The sequence below is a fragment of the Rhodococcus sp. ACPA1 genome (genome assembly GCF_002300195.1).
GTDB lineage: Bacteria > Actinomycetota > Actinomycetes > Mycobacteriales > Mycobacteriaceae > Rhodococcus_F > Rhodococcus_F opacus.
Genome location: NZ_NSDX01000008.1, coordinates 584232 through 598705, shown reverse-complemented (window position 1 = coordinate 598705; position 14474 = coordinate 584232). Strand labels below are relative to the sequence as shown.

Below are 14474 nucleotides of genomic sequence, written 5' to 3'. Positions count from 1 at the left end.
GCATCCGGTGCACCCGCGCGCGCCGGCGGGCAAGAAACGCCACCTCAGTCGCGCTCGCCCGGCGCAGCCGATGCCTCAAACGACTCGCCTGCGAAGGAGAAATCCAATCCACCCCCACACCAGACAACATCGCCAACGCCGCCCACGCGACATCCCCGTTCCACGGCCGACCCCGATGACGGTCCGCCTGCGCCACACGGTGCACCGACCCCGCATCCAACAGCAACGCCTTCCCCACCTCCCGCGTCACCACCAACTCCCCCGCCCGCGCGAGACGAGTGACCTGCCGACCCGACACGCCCAGCTCGGCGGCCGCCGCCGACACCGACATCTCACCCATACATATATGGTCGCACTTGCGACCATATAGCGCAATATTCACAGTGCAGTGGGTAGAGACCATACTCGGTCAGAGCTCGAGGGCACGGTCACCCCGAGACGGCCCGCCGCGTCGGCGGCGAACCCCGGATTGACACAACTACAGCCGACTACGCTTGAGATCACGTCGTCGTGAGGAGATGCATGGGTGACAGCTGCGGACACCAAGCAGCGGGATCGATAGGTGATGGCCGAAATTGATCCGCTGACAACGCAGCGCGACCCGACTCCCGGAATCGAGTCGGAGTTGGCCGGGGCCGGCTTCGAAGGCGCCCACGAAATCGGGCGCGGCGGCTTCGGCATCGTCTACCGCTGCCGGCAGCCGGTCCTCGACCGGACGGTCGCGATCAAGGTGCTCACCGCCGATCTCGATCCGGACAACCTCGAACGGTTCCTGCGCGAGCAGCGCGCCATGGGCGCGTTGTCCGGCCACCCGAACATAGTCAACATTCTGCAGGTCGGCACCACGCCGTCCGGGCGGCCGTACATCGTGATGCCGTATCACTCCCGCGATTCGCTGGAGGCCCGGATCCGCCGGTCCGGCCCGCTCGGATGGAGCGAGGCGCTCGGGATCGGCATCAAGGTGGCCGGCGCACTGGAGGCCGCACACCGGATCGGCACCCTGCACCGCGACGTCAAACCGGCGAACATCCTGATCACCGACTACGGCGAGCCACAGCTGACCGACTTCGGTATCGCGCGCATCGCCGGTGGCTTCGAGACCACCGCGGGCACGGTAACCGGGTCGCCGGCGTTCACCGCCCCGGAGGTGCTCGAGGGGCGCTCGGCCACCGCCGCATCGGACGTCTACGGACTGGGCGCGACGCTGTTCTGCGCGATCACCGGGCACGCGGCATTCGAACGCCGCAGCGGCGAGCAGGTGGTGGCCCAATTTCTGCGAATCACCACGCAACCGGTTCCGGACCTGCGGGGCGAGGGCATCCCCGAAGACGTGTCCGCCGGCATCGAAGCCGCCATGGCCCGGAGTCCGGCCGATCGCCCCGCCGCCCCCGCCGAGTTCGGGGAGAACCTGCGCATGCTCCAGCAACGGCACGGCCTGATCGCCGACGACCTACCGCTGCCCCCCGACCCGACGGTCGCCCCCGACGACGAGCCCCCGGGCCGGTCCGCCTCGGGACGATCTACCTCGGGCCGGTACAGCGCCCAGCGGCGGTCCGGGGCCCGCGCCCCCACCCCACCGGCCCCGGAGACCCGGTTCCGCCCGCCGACACCGCCCCGGACGCTGGTGCACCGCGGCCGGTTGCTCGATCTGCTCCGGGCCGGGCAGCGGCGACGCCTGAGCGTCATCCACGCGCCGACCGGCTTCGGCAAGACCACGCTCGCCACCCAGTGGAGCGAGGTGCTGGCCGGGGAGGGGCTGGCCGTCGCCTGGCTGACCGTCGACCGCGACGACAACAATGTGGTCTGGTTCCTCGGACACCTGCTGGAGGCGATCCGGCGGGTGCGCCCCGCCCTGGCCGAGGACCTCGAGCAGGCGCTCGAACAGCACGGCGACGAGGCCGACCGATACGTGCTGACCGCGCTGATCAACGAGATCCACGCGGCCGGCGAACGCGTCGTGCTCGTCATCGACGATTGGCACCGCATCGGCGCCGCCGCGACCCTCGCGGCGATGGAATTCCTCCTCGACAACGCCTGCCACCACCTGCAGGTCGTCGTCACCACCCAGAGTCGCTCCGGCCTCCCCGTGAGCCGGATGCGGGTGCGCGACGATCTGGTCGAGATCGACTCGACCGACCTGCGTTTCGACGCCGCCGAAGCTCACGCCCTGCTCGTCGACCTGGGTGGCTTGATTCTCGAGCAGGACGACGTCGACGAGCTGACCGCGACAACCGAGGGGTGGGCGGCGGGCCTGCAGCTGGCGTCGTTGTCGCTCCGCGACAGCGACGACCCCGAACAGCTCATCGAGTCACTGTCCGGACGGCACCGCGCCATCGGCGAATACCTCACCGAGAACGTGCTGGACACCCTGGATCCGGACATGCTCGACTTCCTGCTCGCGACCTCGGTTGCCGAACGCCTCCATGGTGACCTGGCCGCCGCGCTCGCCCACGTCGACCACGGACAGATCATGCTCGAGCGGGCCGAGGAACAGGATCTGTTCCTGCGCGCGATCGACGACAACCGGGAGTGGTTCCGCTACCACCCACTGTTCGCCCAGTGCCTGCAGCAACGGCTCGAACGCGAGCACCCCGAGCGGATCACCGAACTCCACCGCATCGCCTCGGAGTGGTTCGCCGATCGCAAGCTGATCAGTGAGGCGGTCGACCATGCCCTGGCCGCCGGTGACCAGGAACGGGCCGTGGAGTTGGTCGAACGCGGGGGGACCTATCTGCTCGAGCACGCCCAGATGTCCACCCTGCTCGGACTCGTCGCGAAACTCCCGCCACGAATTGTGGTGTCTCGCCCTCTATTGCAGCTCGCAGTGGCGTGGGCGAACATCCTGCTGCATCGTGCTGAGCCCACACAGAAAGCACTCGAACTGGTTGAGTCCACACTCGGCGACGGCTCGGCCACCGCCGCCGAGATCGCCGAGCTACGGGCCGAGGCCGACGTGGTGAAGGCCGCGGTGGCATGTCGCGCCGACCGGGTGGAGGGCATCGACGAACTGGTCGGGGCCGCACTGGCGCGGCCGGACTCGTTCCGGCCCTTTGTCGTTTCCTCGGCCGCGGGCACAGCCACCTTCGCCGCGATCTACCGGTTCGATTTTGCCGAGGCGCTCCGACGGCAGCAGTGGGCCGCCCCCTACAACGCTCGGAACATCGGTCCGAACGGGGCGATGACCGGCCACTGTCTTGTGGGAATCGTCGCCAACGAACGCCTCGACATCCACCAGGCCCAGGACAGCTTCCGAACGGCCCTGCGGATTGCCCGGCGATCGGGTGGGAGCCATTCCTTCTCCGCTCGGCTCGCCGGGTCGCTGCTCGGCGAACTGCTCTCTGAGCAGGGCAGGCTCGACGAGGCGGAACGACTGCTCGACGAGGGCTGCAAGCTCGGCGCCGGCAGTGGCATGGTCGATTTCAAACTCGCCCGCTACGCTGCCGGAGCCCGGATCAAGGCGCTGCGCGGCGACCGAACCACGGCTGCGCAGCGACTCGACGAGGGTGCCCGGGCAGCCGCGTCGTTGCACCTTCCGCGGCTGCGGGCCCGAATCGAAAACGAACGGATCAGGCTGGGTCTTCCCCCGACTGCCGGGCTCGAACCACCGCCGCTGGCCGAGTACACGACGCGCCGGCGCCCGGTCGACGGCATCGACGCGATCACCGCGCAGCTCGAGGCGGAGACCGCCATCAGGCTGCTGGCCGCGGCAGACTCCCCCGAACCCACCCGAATCGCCTGCACCTGGGCGCAGGAATGGGTGAACATGCTCGACGGCTCGGGACGGCGGCGGGCCCTGCTGCAGGCCAAACGCCTGCTCATCGTCGCCCTGGCCGCGGCAGAGCGCACAACCGAGGCAAAGGGGCTACTCGCCGCGGTCACCACGCAGTGCGCCGAGCTCGGAATGACCCGGTACCTGCTCGACAGTCCGATCCGCGTCCGCGAACTCGTCGCCGACCTGCGCGACGACTCGCTCGCCGGGCGGTGCCCACCCGAATGGGCGCCCGTCCCAACGTCCTTCCTCACCGACATGCTGACCACGGACACCACCGTCGACGTGGCGTGAGACGCACTGCCCGCGCCGCCTACGCCAAGCCCCACTCCCAACCGTGCCGTGATAGCCAATTCATTCTGATCACGCCCTTTGAGTGCGAGTCGGTTCCGATCGGTTCAGAGTCTGGTCGTGCGACTCTGCTCGAGACATCGCAAAAAGCCGGGATGGGTGGGCCGACGACCACCCTTCCCGGCTTTTGTGCTCGATTACTCCGTCAGGTGCTGTTCCAAGTCTCGACCCCGACCGCGTCGATAGATCACAGCTCCGTAGATTGCACCGAACACCGGAAGTAGAGGCATCAACGCGACGACGAGCGAGTCGCTTCCAGTCACTTCCTGGTAATGGGTGATGATGATCGCGCAGATACTCGTCAGCCCGATCCCGGCCAAGGTCGGGGCGAGGCGGGCGGACCAGGTTCCCTCGTTCACCAAGCCCTTGAACGACGCCGTGACGACGCTGATACAGCATCCGATCATCAACGCGGTCAACGAGAGCGACGTGATACCGGAAACCGCGGGGAAGAGATTGATGATCGGATCGGACTGGGCGATGACGAACGGTGCCAGAACGGCGATGGAGATCGCGATTTGGAAGAAGCCGCTGATGTAGGGGGTGCCGTATCGCCGATGAATGGTGGCGAAGCGGGACGGGAGTAGCCGCGACCGTCCCAGCGCGAACATGTATCGGGCCGCCATGTTGTGGAATGCGACTCCAGAGGCGAGGAAGCTGAATGCGACGATGATGCTCAGAGCCCCGCCTGCCCAGCTACCGAGGTAGATGTCGGCGGTTCGGAAGATGAGGCTGCCCGGATCTTCGGCGGCAACGGCCTGGACATCGTCGAATGCCGCGACGATCGACCATGTCGATCCCATGAAAACCAGGACCAGGAGAACCAGCGCGCTGTAGGTCGCCACCTGGATACTTCGTCGCGCCGCTTTGGCTTCTTCACCGTAGATCGCGGTCGCCTCGAAGCCGGAGAACGACAGGATGCAGAACACCAGCGACAGGGCGATGTTGCCGTGGAACATCTGGTTCGGGCTGAAGACGTCTATGCTGAAGCCGCCTGAGCGCTGGATCAGGATGGCGATGCCCAACCAGATGATGATGGCGAACTGCGCGATCGAGATGACCGTGGTCACGGTCTTCGCGATGCCGACGCCGATGTAACCGAGGATGGCGGTAACGACCAGGGCGACCGCGCCGTAGAGATACCAGGGTAGGTGAATACCGGCATAGGTACTGACAGCAATGTCAGTGAAATACCCTGTTGCCGCGATCATCCCGCCGGCTGCGAGATTGTAGGCAATGGTTGCGACGAAGGCGGCTCCGGCGCCGGTGGCCTTCCCGAGTCCGAATCCGATGAAGGCGTAGTAGGCGCCCGCGTTGAAGACTCGTCGGCTCAGCACGACGTATCCGGCGGTGAAGATCGCCAGGAGGGCTCCGACGAGCAGGAGGAGCCCGACCATTCCGCTGCCGACACCGAAGGCCAGGCCGAGCGAGAGGTTCGAGGCCATTGCGGTCAGCGGTGCGGCGGCGGCCACAACCATGAAGACCATCCCGGGGATACCGATGGTGTTCCGTTTGAGATGAGCGGATACAGACTCTCCCGCTGCGAGTTCTTGTTGGGCGGTCATGGTTGTCTCCTACGATAGGAAGGGGGCGCGTCCGCGCCGAGAGGGACGCGCAGACCGGGAGGGCCCGAGTGTGGGGAATGCGCGAGGAGGATTGCGCCTAGCGGCCGAAGTCGGGGATCAGTCGAGACCCAATCTTGTTGTTCGACTCAGTGTTCGGTGCGGCCCGGGAAGATGAACTCACCGTGGTCGTTGTATGTCCACGGCAACTCCTCCCGACTTGGGGAGGGTTCGAGCAGCTCGATCACGTAGTGGGTGACCGTCTCGTCCTGAAGATTTCGAATCCGGTGGGGATTGAGGGGTTTGGAAGTACCGACGGTCTTGTACAGCACGAAGCCGGGCTCCGCGTTCTGCACGATCCCCCACTCGTCGTCCCCGAGTTCCTGCCCCTGAACCTTGCCGGCCTCCGGCCAGATCACGACGTGATCGTGGTGGTGCTGGTGAAAGTCGAACATCCCGCCGGGTGGAAGGGTCATGGTCCACACTCGAACCCGGTCGTTCTCGAAGATGAGGGTGTCGCCGGGAGTCGGCGGGATCGGATTGGGCTTCTCGGACATGCGTTCTCCTGTGAATCTTGTTGGTGTTGTGCCGATGCCCTCTGTAGATGCGGCGCGCAACGATCATGGGCCAACAGTCAGGTCGAGTATCGCCTGAATTCGGACGATTGGATTCAAAACGACGTTTTTGGATCTCGTGTGCCGAAAGCATGCCACCGACATCGCGACTAGTCAATGGTGGGTTTACTCAGGTAAACGCACGTCAAATCAATGTTTCGGCTAAGTATCGCTGCCGTTTGCGCGGCCGACCAGCCGAGCGCACCGACATTTGCCCCGCAAGTGCCCGTTGCTTTGGTCAACGCGCTCCCTGTAGCTTTAGGATGCATCCCACACTGTTAGAACTGGATCCTATTTGTGGTGTTCGTTCTCAGCCGTGGCCAACATGCACCCTATGAGGGAGGCTCAATGAGTTTCGTATCTCCGTCCGACTTCCGCACTCGTCCCGATCTGCGGGGCACCTTCGGTATGTGTGCCTCCACGCACTGGCTGGCAACCCAGACCGCGCAGTCGGTCCTCGAACGTGGGGGTAACGCCTTCGATGCCTCGACGGCGGCCGCCTTCGTGCTATACGTCGTCGAGCCGCACCTGAACGGGCCGGGTGGAGACCTGGTGGCCATCGTGGCCCCGGCCTCGGGGGAACCATCCGTTCTGGTCGGGCAGGGCCCCGCGCCGGCCGGCGCCACGATCGACCATTTCCGCGCCGAGGGACTGGACATGGTTCCGGCTGCAGGGGCGCTGGCTGCCGCGGTACCTGGCGCTGTGGACGCATGGCTGCTGCTCCTGCGCGACTACGGCACGTGGGAGCTCGCGGATGTGCTCGCGTATGCGATCGACTATGCCGGCAACGGACATCCCCTTTCCGAGCGCGTCGGTGCTGTGATCGGGACGGTGGCAGAGATGTTCGCCGAGTATTGGCCCACCTCGGCGGCGTTGTGGATGCCCCAGGGCGTGCCACCGGTCGCCGACGTGATGTTCCGCAATCCGGCGTTCGCGAACACACTCGACCGACTCGTTTCGGATAGTCGGCACGCACCGACTCGGGATACGCGTATCGAGGCTGCTCGCACAATCTGGAAGAGCGGATTCGTCGCCGAGGGAATCGAATCGTTCGCCCGCCATCCGCACCGGCATTCGTCCGAATCGGATCATGCCGGGGTCGTTACGGCTGGGGATATGGCGTCGTTCAGTGCCCACTACGAAGCTCCGGTCGCCTTCGAGTTCCGAGGACACACCGTCCTGAAGGGCTCGTCGTGGGGTCAGGGTCCGGTGCTGCTGCAGGCACTCGCCATTCTCGACGGCTTTCCCGACGAGCAGATCGATCCTTCCACCGCGGTCGGTGCACACCACGTACTGGAGTCGCTCAAACTCGCGATGGCCGACCGTGACGCGTACTACGGGGAGAATCTGTCGTCCGAACAGCTGGAACTTCTACTCTCTCCCGAGTACGCATCGGTGCGCCGGAAGGAGATTGGCGAGAGAGCATCCCAGGAGTTCCGTCCCGGGGCGTGCGGCCTCGACCCGTTCTTTCCGCCACTCGTCGAAGATACCGACGCTCCGCGCGGGGGGTCCTCCGGGGAGCCCACCGTGTCGGTGACCGGTGAAACCCGCGGTGACACGTGCCACCTCGATATCATCGATCGTTGGGGGAATGCGGTGTCCGCCACACCCTCCGGTGGGTGGCTCCAGTCCTCACCGACGATCCCTGAACTCGGATTTGCGTTGGGTACCCGGCTCCAGATGACCTGGCTCGACCCAGCGAGTCCGTCCGCGCTGCGGCCGGGTCACCGGCCGCGGACCACCTTGACCCCGACGATGCTTCTCCGTGGGACGGAGGTCGTCGCCGCCCTCGGCACCCCGGGCGGCGATCAGCAGGATCAGTGGCAGCTGTCCTACTTGCTGCGCACACTGGTCGGCGGGTACACGCCGCAACAGGCAATCGACGCCCCCACATTCCACACGACCTCGATGCCGAGCTCGTTCTGGCCACGCCGATGGACCCCCGGTGGCGCGGTCGTCGAGGACCGCCTCGGCGTGGACGTCATCACCGGGCTCCGAGAGCGCGGGCACCGGATCACCGTAGCCGGAGGTTGGAGCCTCGGCAGGCTCAGCACGGTCACCAGGAACCCTGCCACGGGTGTGCTGGGGGCCGCAGCCAACGCCCGGGGTGCCCAGGGTTATGCCGCGGGTCGCTAACACGGCGGCGCGGAACGTACGTCAGGGCGCGAACGACTGATGCGACCGTTTGATGATCAGCTCCCGAGCCCGGCGTGAGTGCTCGATCATCAGGTCCCGGGCGAGGTTGCCGTCGCGTCGGTCGATCGCATCAGCGATCGCCGCATGCGCGGCCGCGTTCTCTTCCAGAAGCCGTGGATCAGCGTCCAGTGCTGTCCACGTCAGATTGCGGGGAATACGGTGATGGAGCGAATCGACGGTCGCGCGCAATTGATCGTTACCGGAGGCTGCGAGGACGGTGTCGTGGAAGGCATTGTTGGCGTGAACCCAGCCGGCCCGCAGTTCCTCCGGGTCGGCTTCGCCCGTCAGCGCCTGCTCCACCACCCCTCGGAAAGATTCGACCGCATCGAACAGCTCCCGTAGTTGCGTGTAGGTGATCTGCCGGGCGGCCTCGTGGGCGGCGTGCCCCTCGAGTACCGCCCGCACCTCGAACACTTCGAGGAGCTCACGCATCGACGGCAGCTTCGGTCGTGCACCGCGGTTCGGGACGATCTCCACCACCCCGAGTGCCTGTAGTTGTGCAAGGGCCTCACGGATGGGCATCCGGCTGACCCCCAGTTCCTGGGCGAGTGGCTCCTGCCTGATCCACGTTCCGAAACTGTAGGTGCCGCGACTGATGCGGTCCTGGATGGTCTCGACGAGCTGCTGAACCAGAGGAGAAGTCGCTGCGCCTTCGTCGGGGACGCCGACGACCGGTTCTGCCATGCCTGATCCCTCCGCCCTTGAATCCGTTTTTGGATCCCTTGTCACTCTAATGGGATCGCGGGTGACCGAATGCCCGGTCCATCCTGAGTGAGTCACGAAAGGTTACGAATCATGTCGAGGATGCCTGTGTGGGCCATGGTGGCCACCCCATTCGATGCGAATGCAGAGCGGATCTGCGAGCCGTCGCTGCGCGCGCTTACCCGGGAGATGCTGTCTCGAGGCTGCTCGGGCCTCATCGCGCTAGGGGTCATCGCCGAACCCGACTCGCTCTCGTTGGCGGAGAAGTCACGGGCATTGGCGGTCATCCTGGACAGCGCAGGGCCCGCACCCGTCGTCGCTGCGTCCACGAATCGGAACCCGGACGAGGCCGCGAATGAGCTCCGTGTGTTCGCCGCTCAATTCAGTGGCCGCCTGCATGCGGTGATGGTTCCGGTCCTGTCGCCCGACCCAGTAGAGCTGCGCCGCGCTCTGGTCGCCACGCATTCGATCACACAGCTGCCGGTGCTGCTGCAGGATCTTCCCGCTGCCACCGGGGTCACGATCGCGATCGATCACCTCCAGGAGGCGGTGACCGGGCTGGATTTCCTGTATGGAATCAAGTGCGAGTGCCCACCAACTTTCTTGCGGATCCGCCAGTTGCGAGAGGTCACGGAGGCGCATCTGATGACGGGTTTCGGGGGCCTCGGTCTGGTCGACGATGTGCTGGCTGGTGCCGACACCGTCGCGGCAGGAATCACGGTGCCGGAAGTCCTTGTCGACGCGGTCGACCTGTTGGCCGCGGGCGAGGTCGGTGGCGCGAGGGAGGTGATCGGGCGTTCCGCGGGCTTGATCAACTTCGAAACTCAGGCGCGCACCAGCATTGCTATCCGGAAGGAACATTGGCGCCGCCAGGGCGTCATCGCCCACTCGACGGTCCGGCCGCCGTCGTTGCCCTATCTTGTCGAGTTCGACGAGCACAGTCGAGGGCATGGGTTCGTTCTCCCATGCGCGGGTATCCAGCAGCCGTAGGGGCGGTGTTTCCCGCTATCGTGGTCCGCCATTGGTACACCTCGGACACGGTCAGCCAGGCCAAGTGGTGGTGATCGGCGAAGTCGACTGCCTCGGCGCGATCGGCCATGCGCCGGTCGTCGACAGTGCTGACGAGTGTGGCCATGACCGCGGCAGGCGTCTGGTCGGCTGCACGGGTGAGTTCCAGTGCCGCCTCGGCGCGGTGTGGTCGTTCCAGTAGGCCGCCGGTCGCGGTGCGAATCGGCACGGTGTGACCCGGACGGGTGAACCACTCTCGCTGGGAGGTCGGGTCCGCGAGTGCCCGCGATGTCACGGCCCGGTCGTGGGCGGAGATGCCGGTGCCGACGCCGTCGATGGCATCCACCGATACCGCGTAGTCGACACCGGTGGTGGCGTAGTGCATCGGGGGAAGACCCAAGCGATCACATGCGGCCGGCGGCAGAGCGATGGTCACGAATCCCGAGGTGTGCCGGACGAGAAAATCCATTGTGGTGGTCGACACCGACGCGGCACTGCACACGAGTTCGGCTTCCACAGCGTCGGCTCGGTCGGTGCAGACGAGAACGATTGGGGCGCCCGCGGCGAGCGCTCGCACCGCAGCTTCGATGCGGTGGGTTACCGCTGTCGGAACGGGTCCGTTCCCGCACGAGCGAAGACTCGGAAGCATATTTTTCAGCCAGAACACTGGAATGCGAATACTCATTCCACTATGGTAGCTGTCACACCTCCAAACGGCACCGCATTTTCCGCAACGACCGTACGAAGAGGACACCAACCACAGGAGTTCACGATGCCCACCACCGCACCCTCCGTCGCCGGCGCACTGCCCACCAGCCGTGACGAGGTCGTCCGGCGAGCGAAGGAATTGCGTCCGATCCTCGCAGAGGCCGGACCGTCGATCGACGCCGCAGGATCCGATCCCACCGACAACATGCGCCTGCTCGGCGAGGCCGGTCTGCACGCCCTCAACGTCCCGGCCGCACTCGGCGGACTGTGGGACGGACCGTCATTCGGGGGCTGGCGACACACCATCGAGACCCTCGCGGAAATCTCTGCCGGCGACGGCTCGACAGGTCAGTGTTGGCTCAGCGGCGCGTTGGTCGCTCGCGAAATCTTCGACGCACCGGAGCTGCCGTCGGAGACGCGCGAGCAGCTGGCCGACGAGGTACTCCATCGCGGGCGTCGATTCGTGGCCTCGAACGCAGAAACAGGCGGAAACGGACGCGTAGTCGGGCGCAAGGTTCCCGGCGGCATCGTCGTCGACGGCACGAAGACCTTCAACACCAACAGCGGCGGCGGCGGCCAGGACATCACCAGCGTCAGTTTCGCACTCCTCGGCGACGACGAGCAGCTCGAATCGAGCACCCGCCACCACGCGCTGATCCGGCTCGACAATCCCGCACTGACACTGCACCACGACTGGGACAACATGGGCCAGCGCGGAACGTACAGTCAGACCATTGACTACCGCGAGGTCTTCGTACCCGATGGGTGGCACTTTCCGGCCCACGCAGCAGATCCCTACTTCTTCTGCGCTGCAATGCTTTTGCACGCCGGACTACTGCAAGGCATCGGGGAGGGCGCATATGACGCAGCGATCGCCTACCTGCAGAAGCTCAACCGCCCGAGTATGCCGAAGTTCGGAACGGCTACCAATGATCCGCTGATGCACCGGCAACTCGGCGAGATGTCGAGCGAGCTCGCTGCCTCGCGTGCACTGATGCTCACCGTCGCCGAGCAGCTCGAGTCCCCCGCCCGGGATGCCGAGCCCGCCGAGATGGCGATTCGCGGATTCCGCGCCAAGGTCGCCAGCACCCGGGCAGGTCTCGAGGTTTCCTCCCGCATTCACGACCTGACCGGCGCACGCAGTACGTCGAACACGTACCGCCTCGATCGATTCTGGCGCAACGCACGCACCTTCGGCAGTCATGACTCGATCGATGCGAAGAACGCGTTTATCGGCGCGTTCGATCTCGCCGGCGCATTGCCGGCGATTCCCGAATACATCCGCATCTAACCGGTCTGCCCGGACACCTCTCGGCTCGAGCATGGGCCTGAAGCCTGCTCGACGGGGACCAACACAGGAGGACAGTATGAGTGCAGAATCAGCACCATCGACTGCGCAGCACATCACGGATCTGGTAACCCATGTGGATTACCGTCAGTTCGCTCCGCCTGCGCTGGTCGAACCTCGCGCGTGTGAAGTCCTGCCGGGGGCCGTGAGTTACCTCGACCTGCCCTTCGCCTCGGAGGCCGGCTGGCGACCGCTGCGCCTCGACCTGCACGTGCCCAAGAGAACCGAGGCGGCCCCCGTCGTGGTCTACGCGCATGCGGGCAGCTTCCTCGCCGGTATCAAGGAAATGGGCCCCTGGCACTCACTTCCCGGGCAGGGCATCGCGGTGGCGTCCGTCGAGTACCGGCTGTCAGGGGAGGTGCAGTTTCCCGAGCCGATCGAAGATGTCCGCGCCGCGATTCGCTGGGTTCGCGCGCACAGTGACCGATTCAACCTCGATGCCAGCAGAGTCGCCGGATGGGGTAGTTCTGCAGGTGCCTATCTGATGTTGATGGCCGCGCTCGACGGACCGAGCCCGGGGGGTCGCCCCCTCGGCGAGCACCTCGACGAGTCGGCGCAACTCTCGGCGGTGGTCGATCACTACGGAGTCACCGACCTCGCTGAACTGCGCGCCGATGCCCATATGGACCCAGCCGTCAGCATCGACGATTTCGACGAGGTGATCCGCCGATTCCTCGGCGATGCCCACCGATGCAATGTCGCAACATCCTCGGTACCGAGCCTCGTCCGGCAAGGGGCGCGGCTTCCTCCGCTGTTGATCATGCACGGTGACGATGATCGGCGAGTCGGGATCGGACAGAGCCGGCGGCTCCACGAGGCCGTCGCGGTCTCGGGTGGACACTCGGAGATGGTGGTGGTGCCCGGGGCCGACCACGGTGACGCTGTGTTCGCACAGGATCCGCTGGTCTCGGAAGTCGTTCGATTCCTCGAGCGAGTGTGGGCTGGCCCCGAGACGGGAGAATGAACGGATGACCTCGAGACCTACGTCCGAACGCACCGCCCCCAAGCAGAAGCGCAGCGTGCGCTCGGAACAGCAAATCCTTGCGGCGGCGGTTGCCCTGCTTACCAGTGAGGGATTCTCCGAATTCACCATGTCGTCGGTGTCCGACGAATCGGGGGTGTCGATTGGCGGTGTCTATCGGCGCTTCCCGAATCGCGAGGCACTTCTCCGGCAGGTCAAGGAAGAGGTGATGACCGACTTGGAGGCCGTGGTCGAAGAGCGTCTCGCTGCCGAACCCAACAAGCTCACCAAGGTTCTCGACACCTTCACCGAGGTCTTGTCTACCGAATACTTCGCCCGGAGCCGGCTGTTTGCCTTCATCTTCGTCCACAGCGCCGATGACAGCGCCATGCGGCGGCGTGGGTTCGATTTCCACACCCGGATGAAGCAGATGCTGCTGGAAGCGGTGCGGCGATGCGGCGAGGTATCCGGTGATGACCTCGATTCGGCCGTCGATATCGCCTACGAGGTCATCATGCAAAGCCTGCTGATGCGAGTCACAACGGCCGGCAGTGTCGCGGCCGACGAACCCACCTATGCCGGTCGACCCGATTCCGGCACCTATGCCACCGAACTGGCGCGCGTAGCGCGCCTGTATCTCATCGAGCGCTGCGGCTGAACTCTCGCACGCGGCGCTCCCCATCAGGAGAATGCAAGTGACTACCCAACACGTACTCGATCACGCGGGCCTGCGGGCGCTGTACGGATCCTTTCCGACCGGTGTTGCAGCGGTCGGCGCTCACATCCAAGGAACACCAATCGGCATGGCGGCGAGCTCATTCACCTCCGTGTCGTTCGATCCCCCGCTGGTTTCTGTTGCCGTCCAGAACACCTCCCGTACCTGGCAGGTCCTGCGCACGGCGCCTCGAATCGGGATCACCATCCTGGCTCGGCACCAAGCCGCGACCTGCCGACAGCTCTCACTGCGCGAGGGCGATCGGTTCGCGGACGTGCCCTGGTCGCGCACCGCGCAGGGGGCGTTGCACATTGCCGGTGGAATCTCCACTCTCGACTGCTCACTGCACGCCGAGGTCGACGCCGGCGACCACGCCATCGCCTTGTTCGCCGTGCACGATTTCACTCTTGCCCCGATAACAGATCCGCTCGTCTTCCACGCAAGCTCATTCAAACAACTCGCCGCGTCCTGACCGACCAGGTCTCGATCAGCCGCCCCCTCCAGCTCTTCTTCCTTCAGAAAGTCCGCTATGTCTATAAG

11 protein-coding genes and 1 pseudogene are annotated in these 14474 nt (G+C 65.5%); 7 read left to right on the top strand and 5 right to left on the bottom strand.

Annotated elements, in window-relative coordinates; genetic code table 11:
• A pseudogene (locus CJ177_RS35800) lies at positions 1 to 340 on the bottom strand (hypothetical protein); the annotation flags it as partial.
• Between the two features lie 225 nt (positions 341 to 565).
• On the opposite strand from CJ177_RS35800, the gene CJ177_RS35795 reads away from it, so the two are divergent.
• On the top strand, positions 566 to 4063 hold the full coding sequence (locus CJ177_RS35795) for a serine/threonine-protein kinase (RefSeq protein ID WP_095869968.1): 3498 nt from the start codon (positions 566 to 568) through the stop codon (positions 4061 to 4063).
• Positions 4064 to 4257: 194 nt separating this feature from the next.
• Here CJ177_RS35795 and CJ177_RS35790 read toward each other — a convergent pair whose 3' ends face one another.
• Both CJ177_RS35790 and CJ177_RS35785 read right to left on the bottom strand, forming a co-directional pair.
• Complete coding sequence (locus CJ177_RS35790; RefSeq protein ID WP_095869967.1) at positions 4258 to 5685, bottom strand: APC family permease; 1428 nt, start codon at positions 5683 to 5685, stop codon at positions 4258 to 4260.
• A gap of 146 nt (positions 5686 to 5831) precedes the next feature.
• Positions 5832 to 6239 carry a hypothetical protein gene (locus CJ177_RS35785; RefSeq protein ID WP_095869966.1) on the bottom strand — a complete coding sequence of 136 codons (408 nt, stop codon included), beginning with the start codon at positions 6237 to 6239 and terminating at the stop codon, positions 5832 to 5834.
• 405 nt (positions 6240 to 6644) lie between these two features.
• Here CJ177_RS35785 and CJ177_RS35780 point away from each other — a divergent pair, with 405 nt between their 5' ends.
• Positions 6645 to 8432 carry a gamma-glutamyltransferase family protein gene (locus tag CJ177_RS35780; protein WP_095869965.1) on the top strand — a complete coding sequence of 596 codons (1788 nt, stop codon included), beginning with the start codon at positions 6645 to 6647 and terminating at the stop codon, positions 8430 to 8432.
• Positions 8433 to 8453: 21 nt separating this feature from the next.
• Here the strand turns inward: CJ177_RS35780 and CJ177_RS35775 are convergent, their stop codons facing one another.
• On the bottom strand, positions 8454 to 9176 hold the full coding sequence (locus CJ177_RS35775; RefSeq protein WP_095869964.1) for a GntR family transcriptional regulator: 723 nt from the start codon (positions 9174 to 9176) through the stop codon (positions 8454 to 8456).
• Positions 9177 to 9287: 111 nt separating this feature from the next.
• Here CJ177_RS35775 and CJ177_RS35770 point away from each other — a divergent pair, with 111 nt between their 5' ends.
• Positions 9288 to 10184, top strand: a complete 897-nt coding sequence (locus CJ177_RS35770; protein ID WP_095869963.1) for a dihydrodipicolinate synthase family protein — start codon at positions 9288 to 9290, stop codon at positions 10182 to 10184.
• Here CJ177_RS35770 and CJ177_RS35765 read toward each other — a convergent pair.
• Positions 10072 to 10779: a 3,4-dihydroxy-2-butanone-4-phosphate synthase gene (locus tag CJ177_RS35765; protein ID WP_179443371.1), complete on the bottom strand. Its 708-nt coding sequence runs from the start codon at positions 10777 to 10779 to the stop codon at positions 10072 to 10074. The genes CJ177_RS35770 and CJ177_RS35765 overlap by 113 nt on opposite strands.
• A 195-nt stretch (positions 10780 to 10974) precedes the next feature.
• Here CJ177_RS35765 and CJ177_RS35760 point away from each other — a divergent pair, with 195 nt between their 5' ends.
• The 4 genes from CJ177_RS35760 (at position 10975) to CJ177_RS35745 (ending at position 14406) form a co-directional block, all read left to right on the top strand.
• On the top strand, positions 10975 to 12201 hold the full coding sequence (locus CJ177_RS35760) for an acyl-CoA dehydrogenase family protein (protein WP_095869961.1): 1227 nt from the start codon (positions 10975 to 10977) through the stop codon (positions 12199 to 12201).
• Positions 12202 to 12277: 76 nt separating this feature from the next.
• Positions 12278 to 13222, top strand: coding sequence for an alpha/beta hydrolase (locus CJ177_RS35755; protein ID WP_095869960.1), 945 nt, complete (start codon positions 12278 to 12280; stop codon positions 13220 to 13222).
• Between the two features lie 55 nt (positions 13223 to 13277).
• Positions 13278 to 13877 (top strand): TetR/AcrR family transcriptional regulator, encoded by a 600-nt coding sequence (locus CJ177_RS35750; RefSeq protein WP_218835166.1) that lies wholly within the window; start codon positions 13278 to 13280, stop codon positions 13875 to 13877.
• A 37-nt stretch (positions 13878 to 13914) separates the two neighbouring features.
• Positions 13915 to 14406, top strand: a complete 492-nt coding sequence (locus tag CJ177_RS35745) for a flavin reductase family protein (RefSeq protein WP_257014840.1) — start codon at positions 13915 to 13917, stop codon at positions 14404 to 14406.
• The last annotated feature ends 68 nt before the right edge of the window (positions 14407 to 14474 follow it).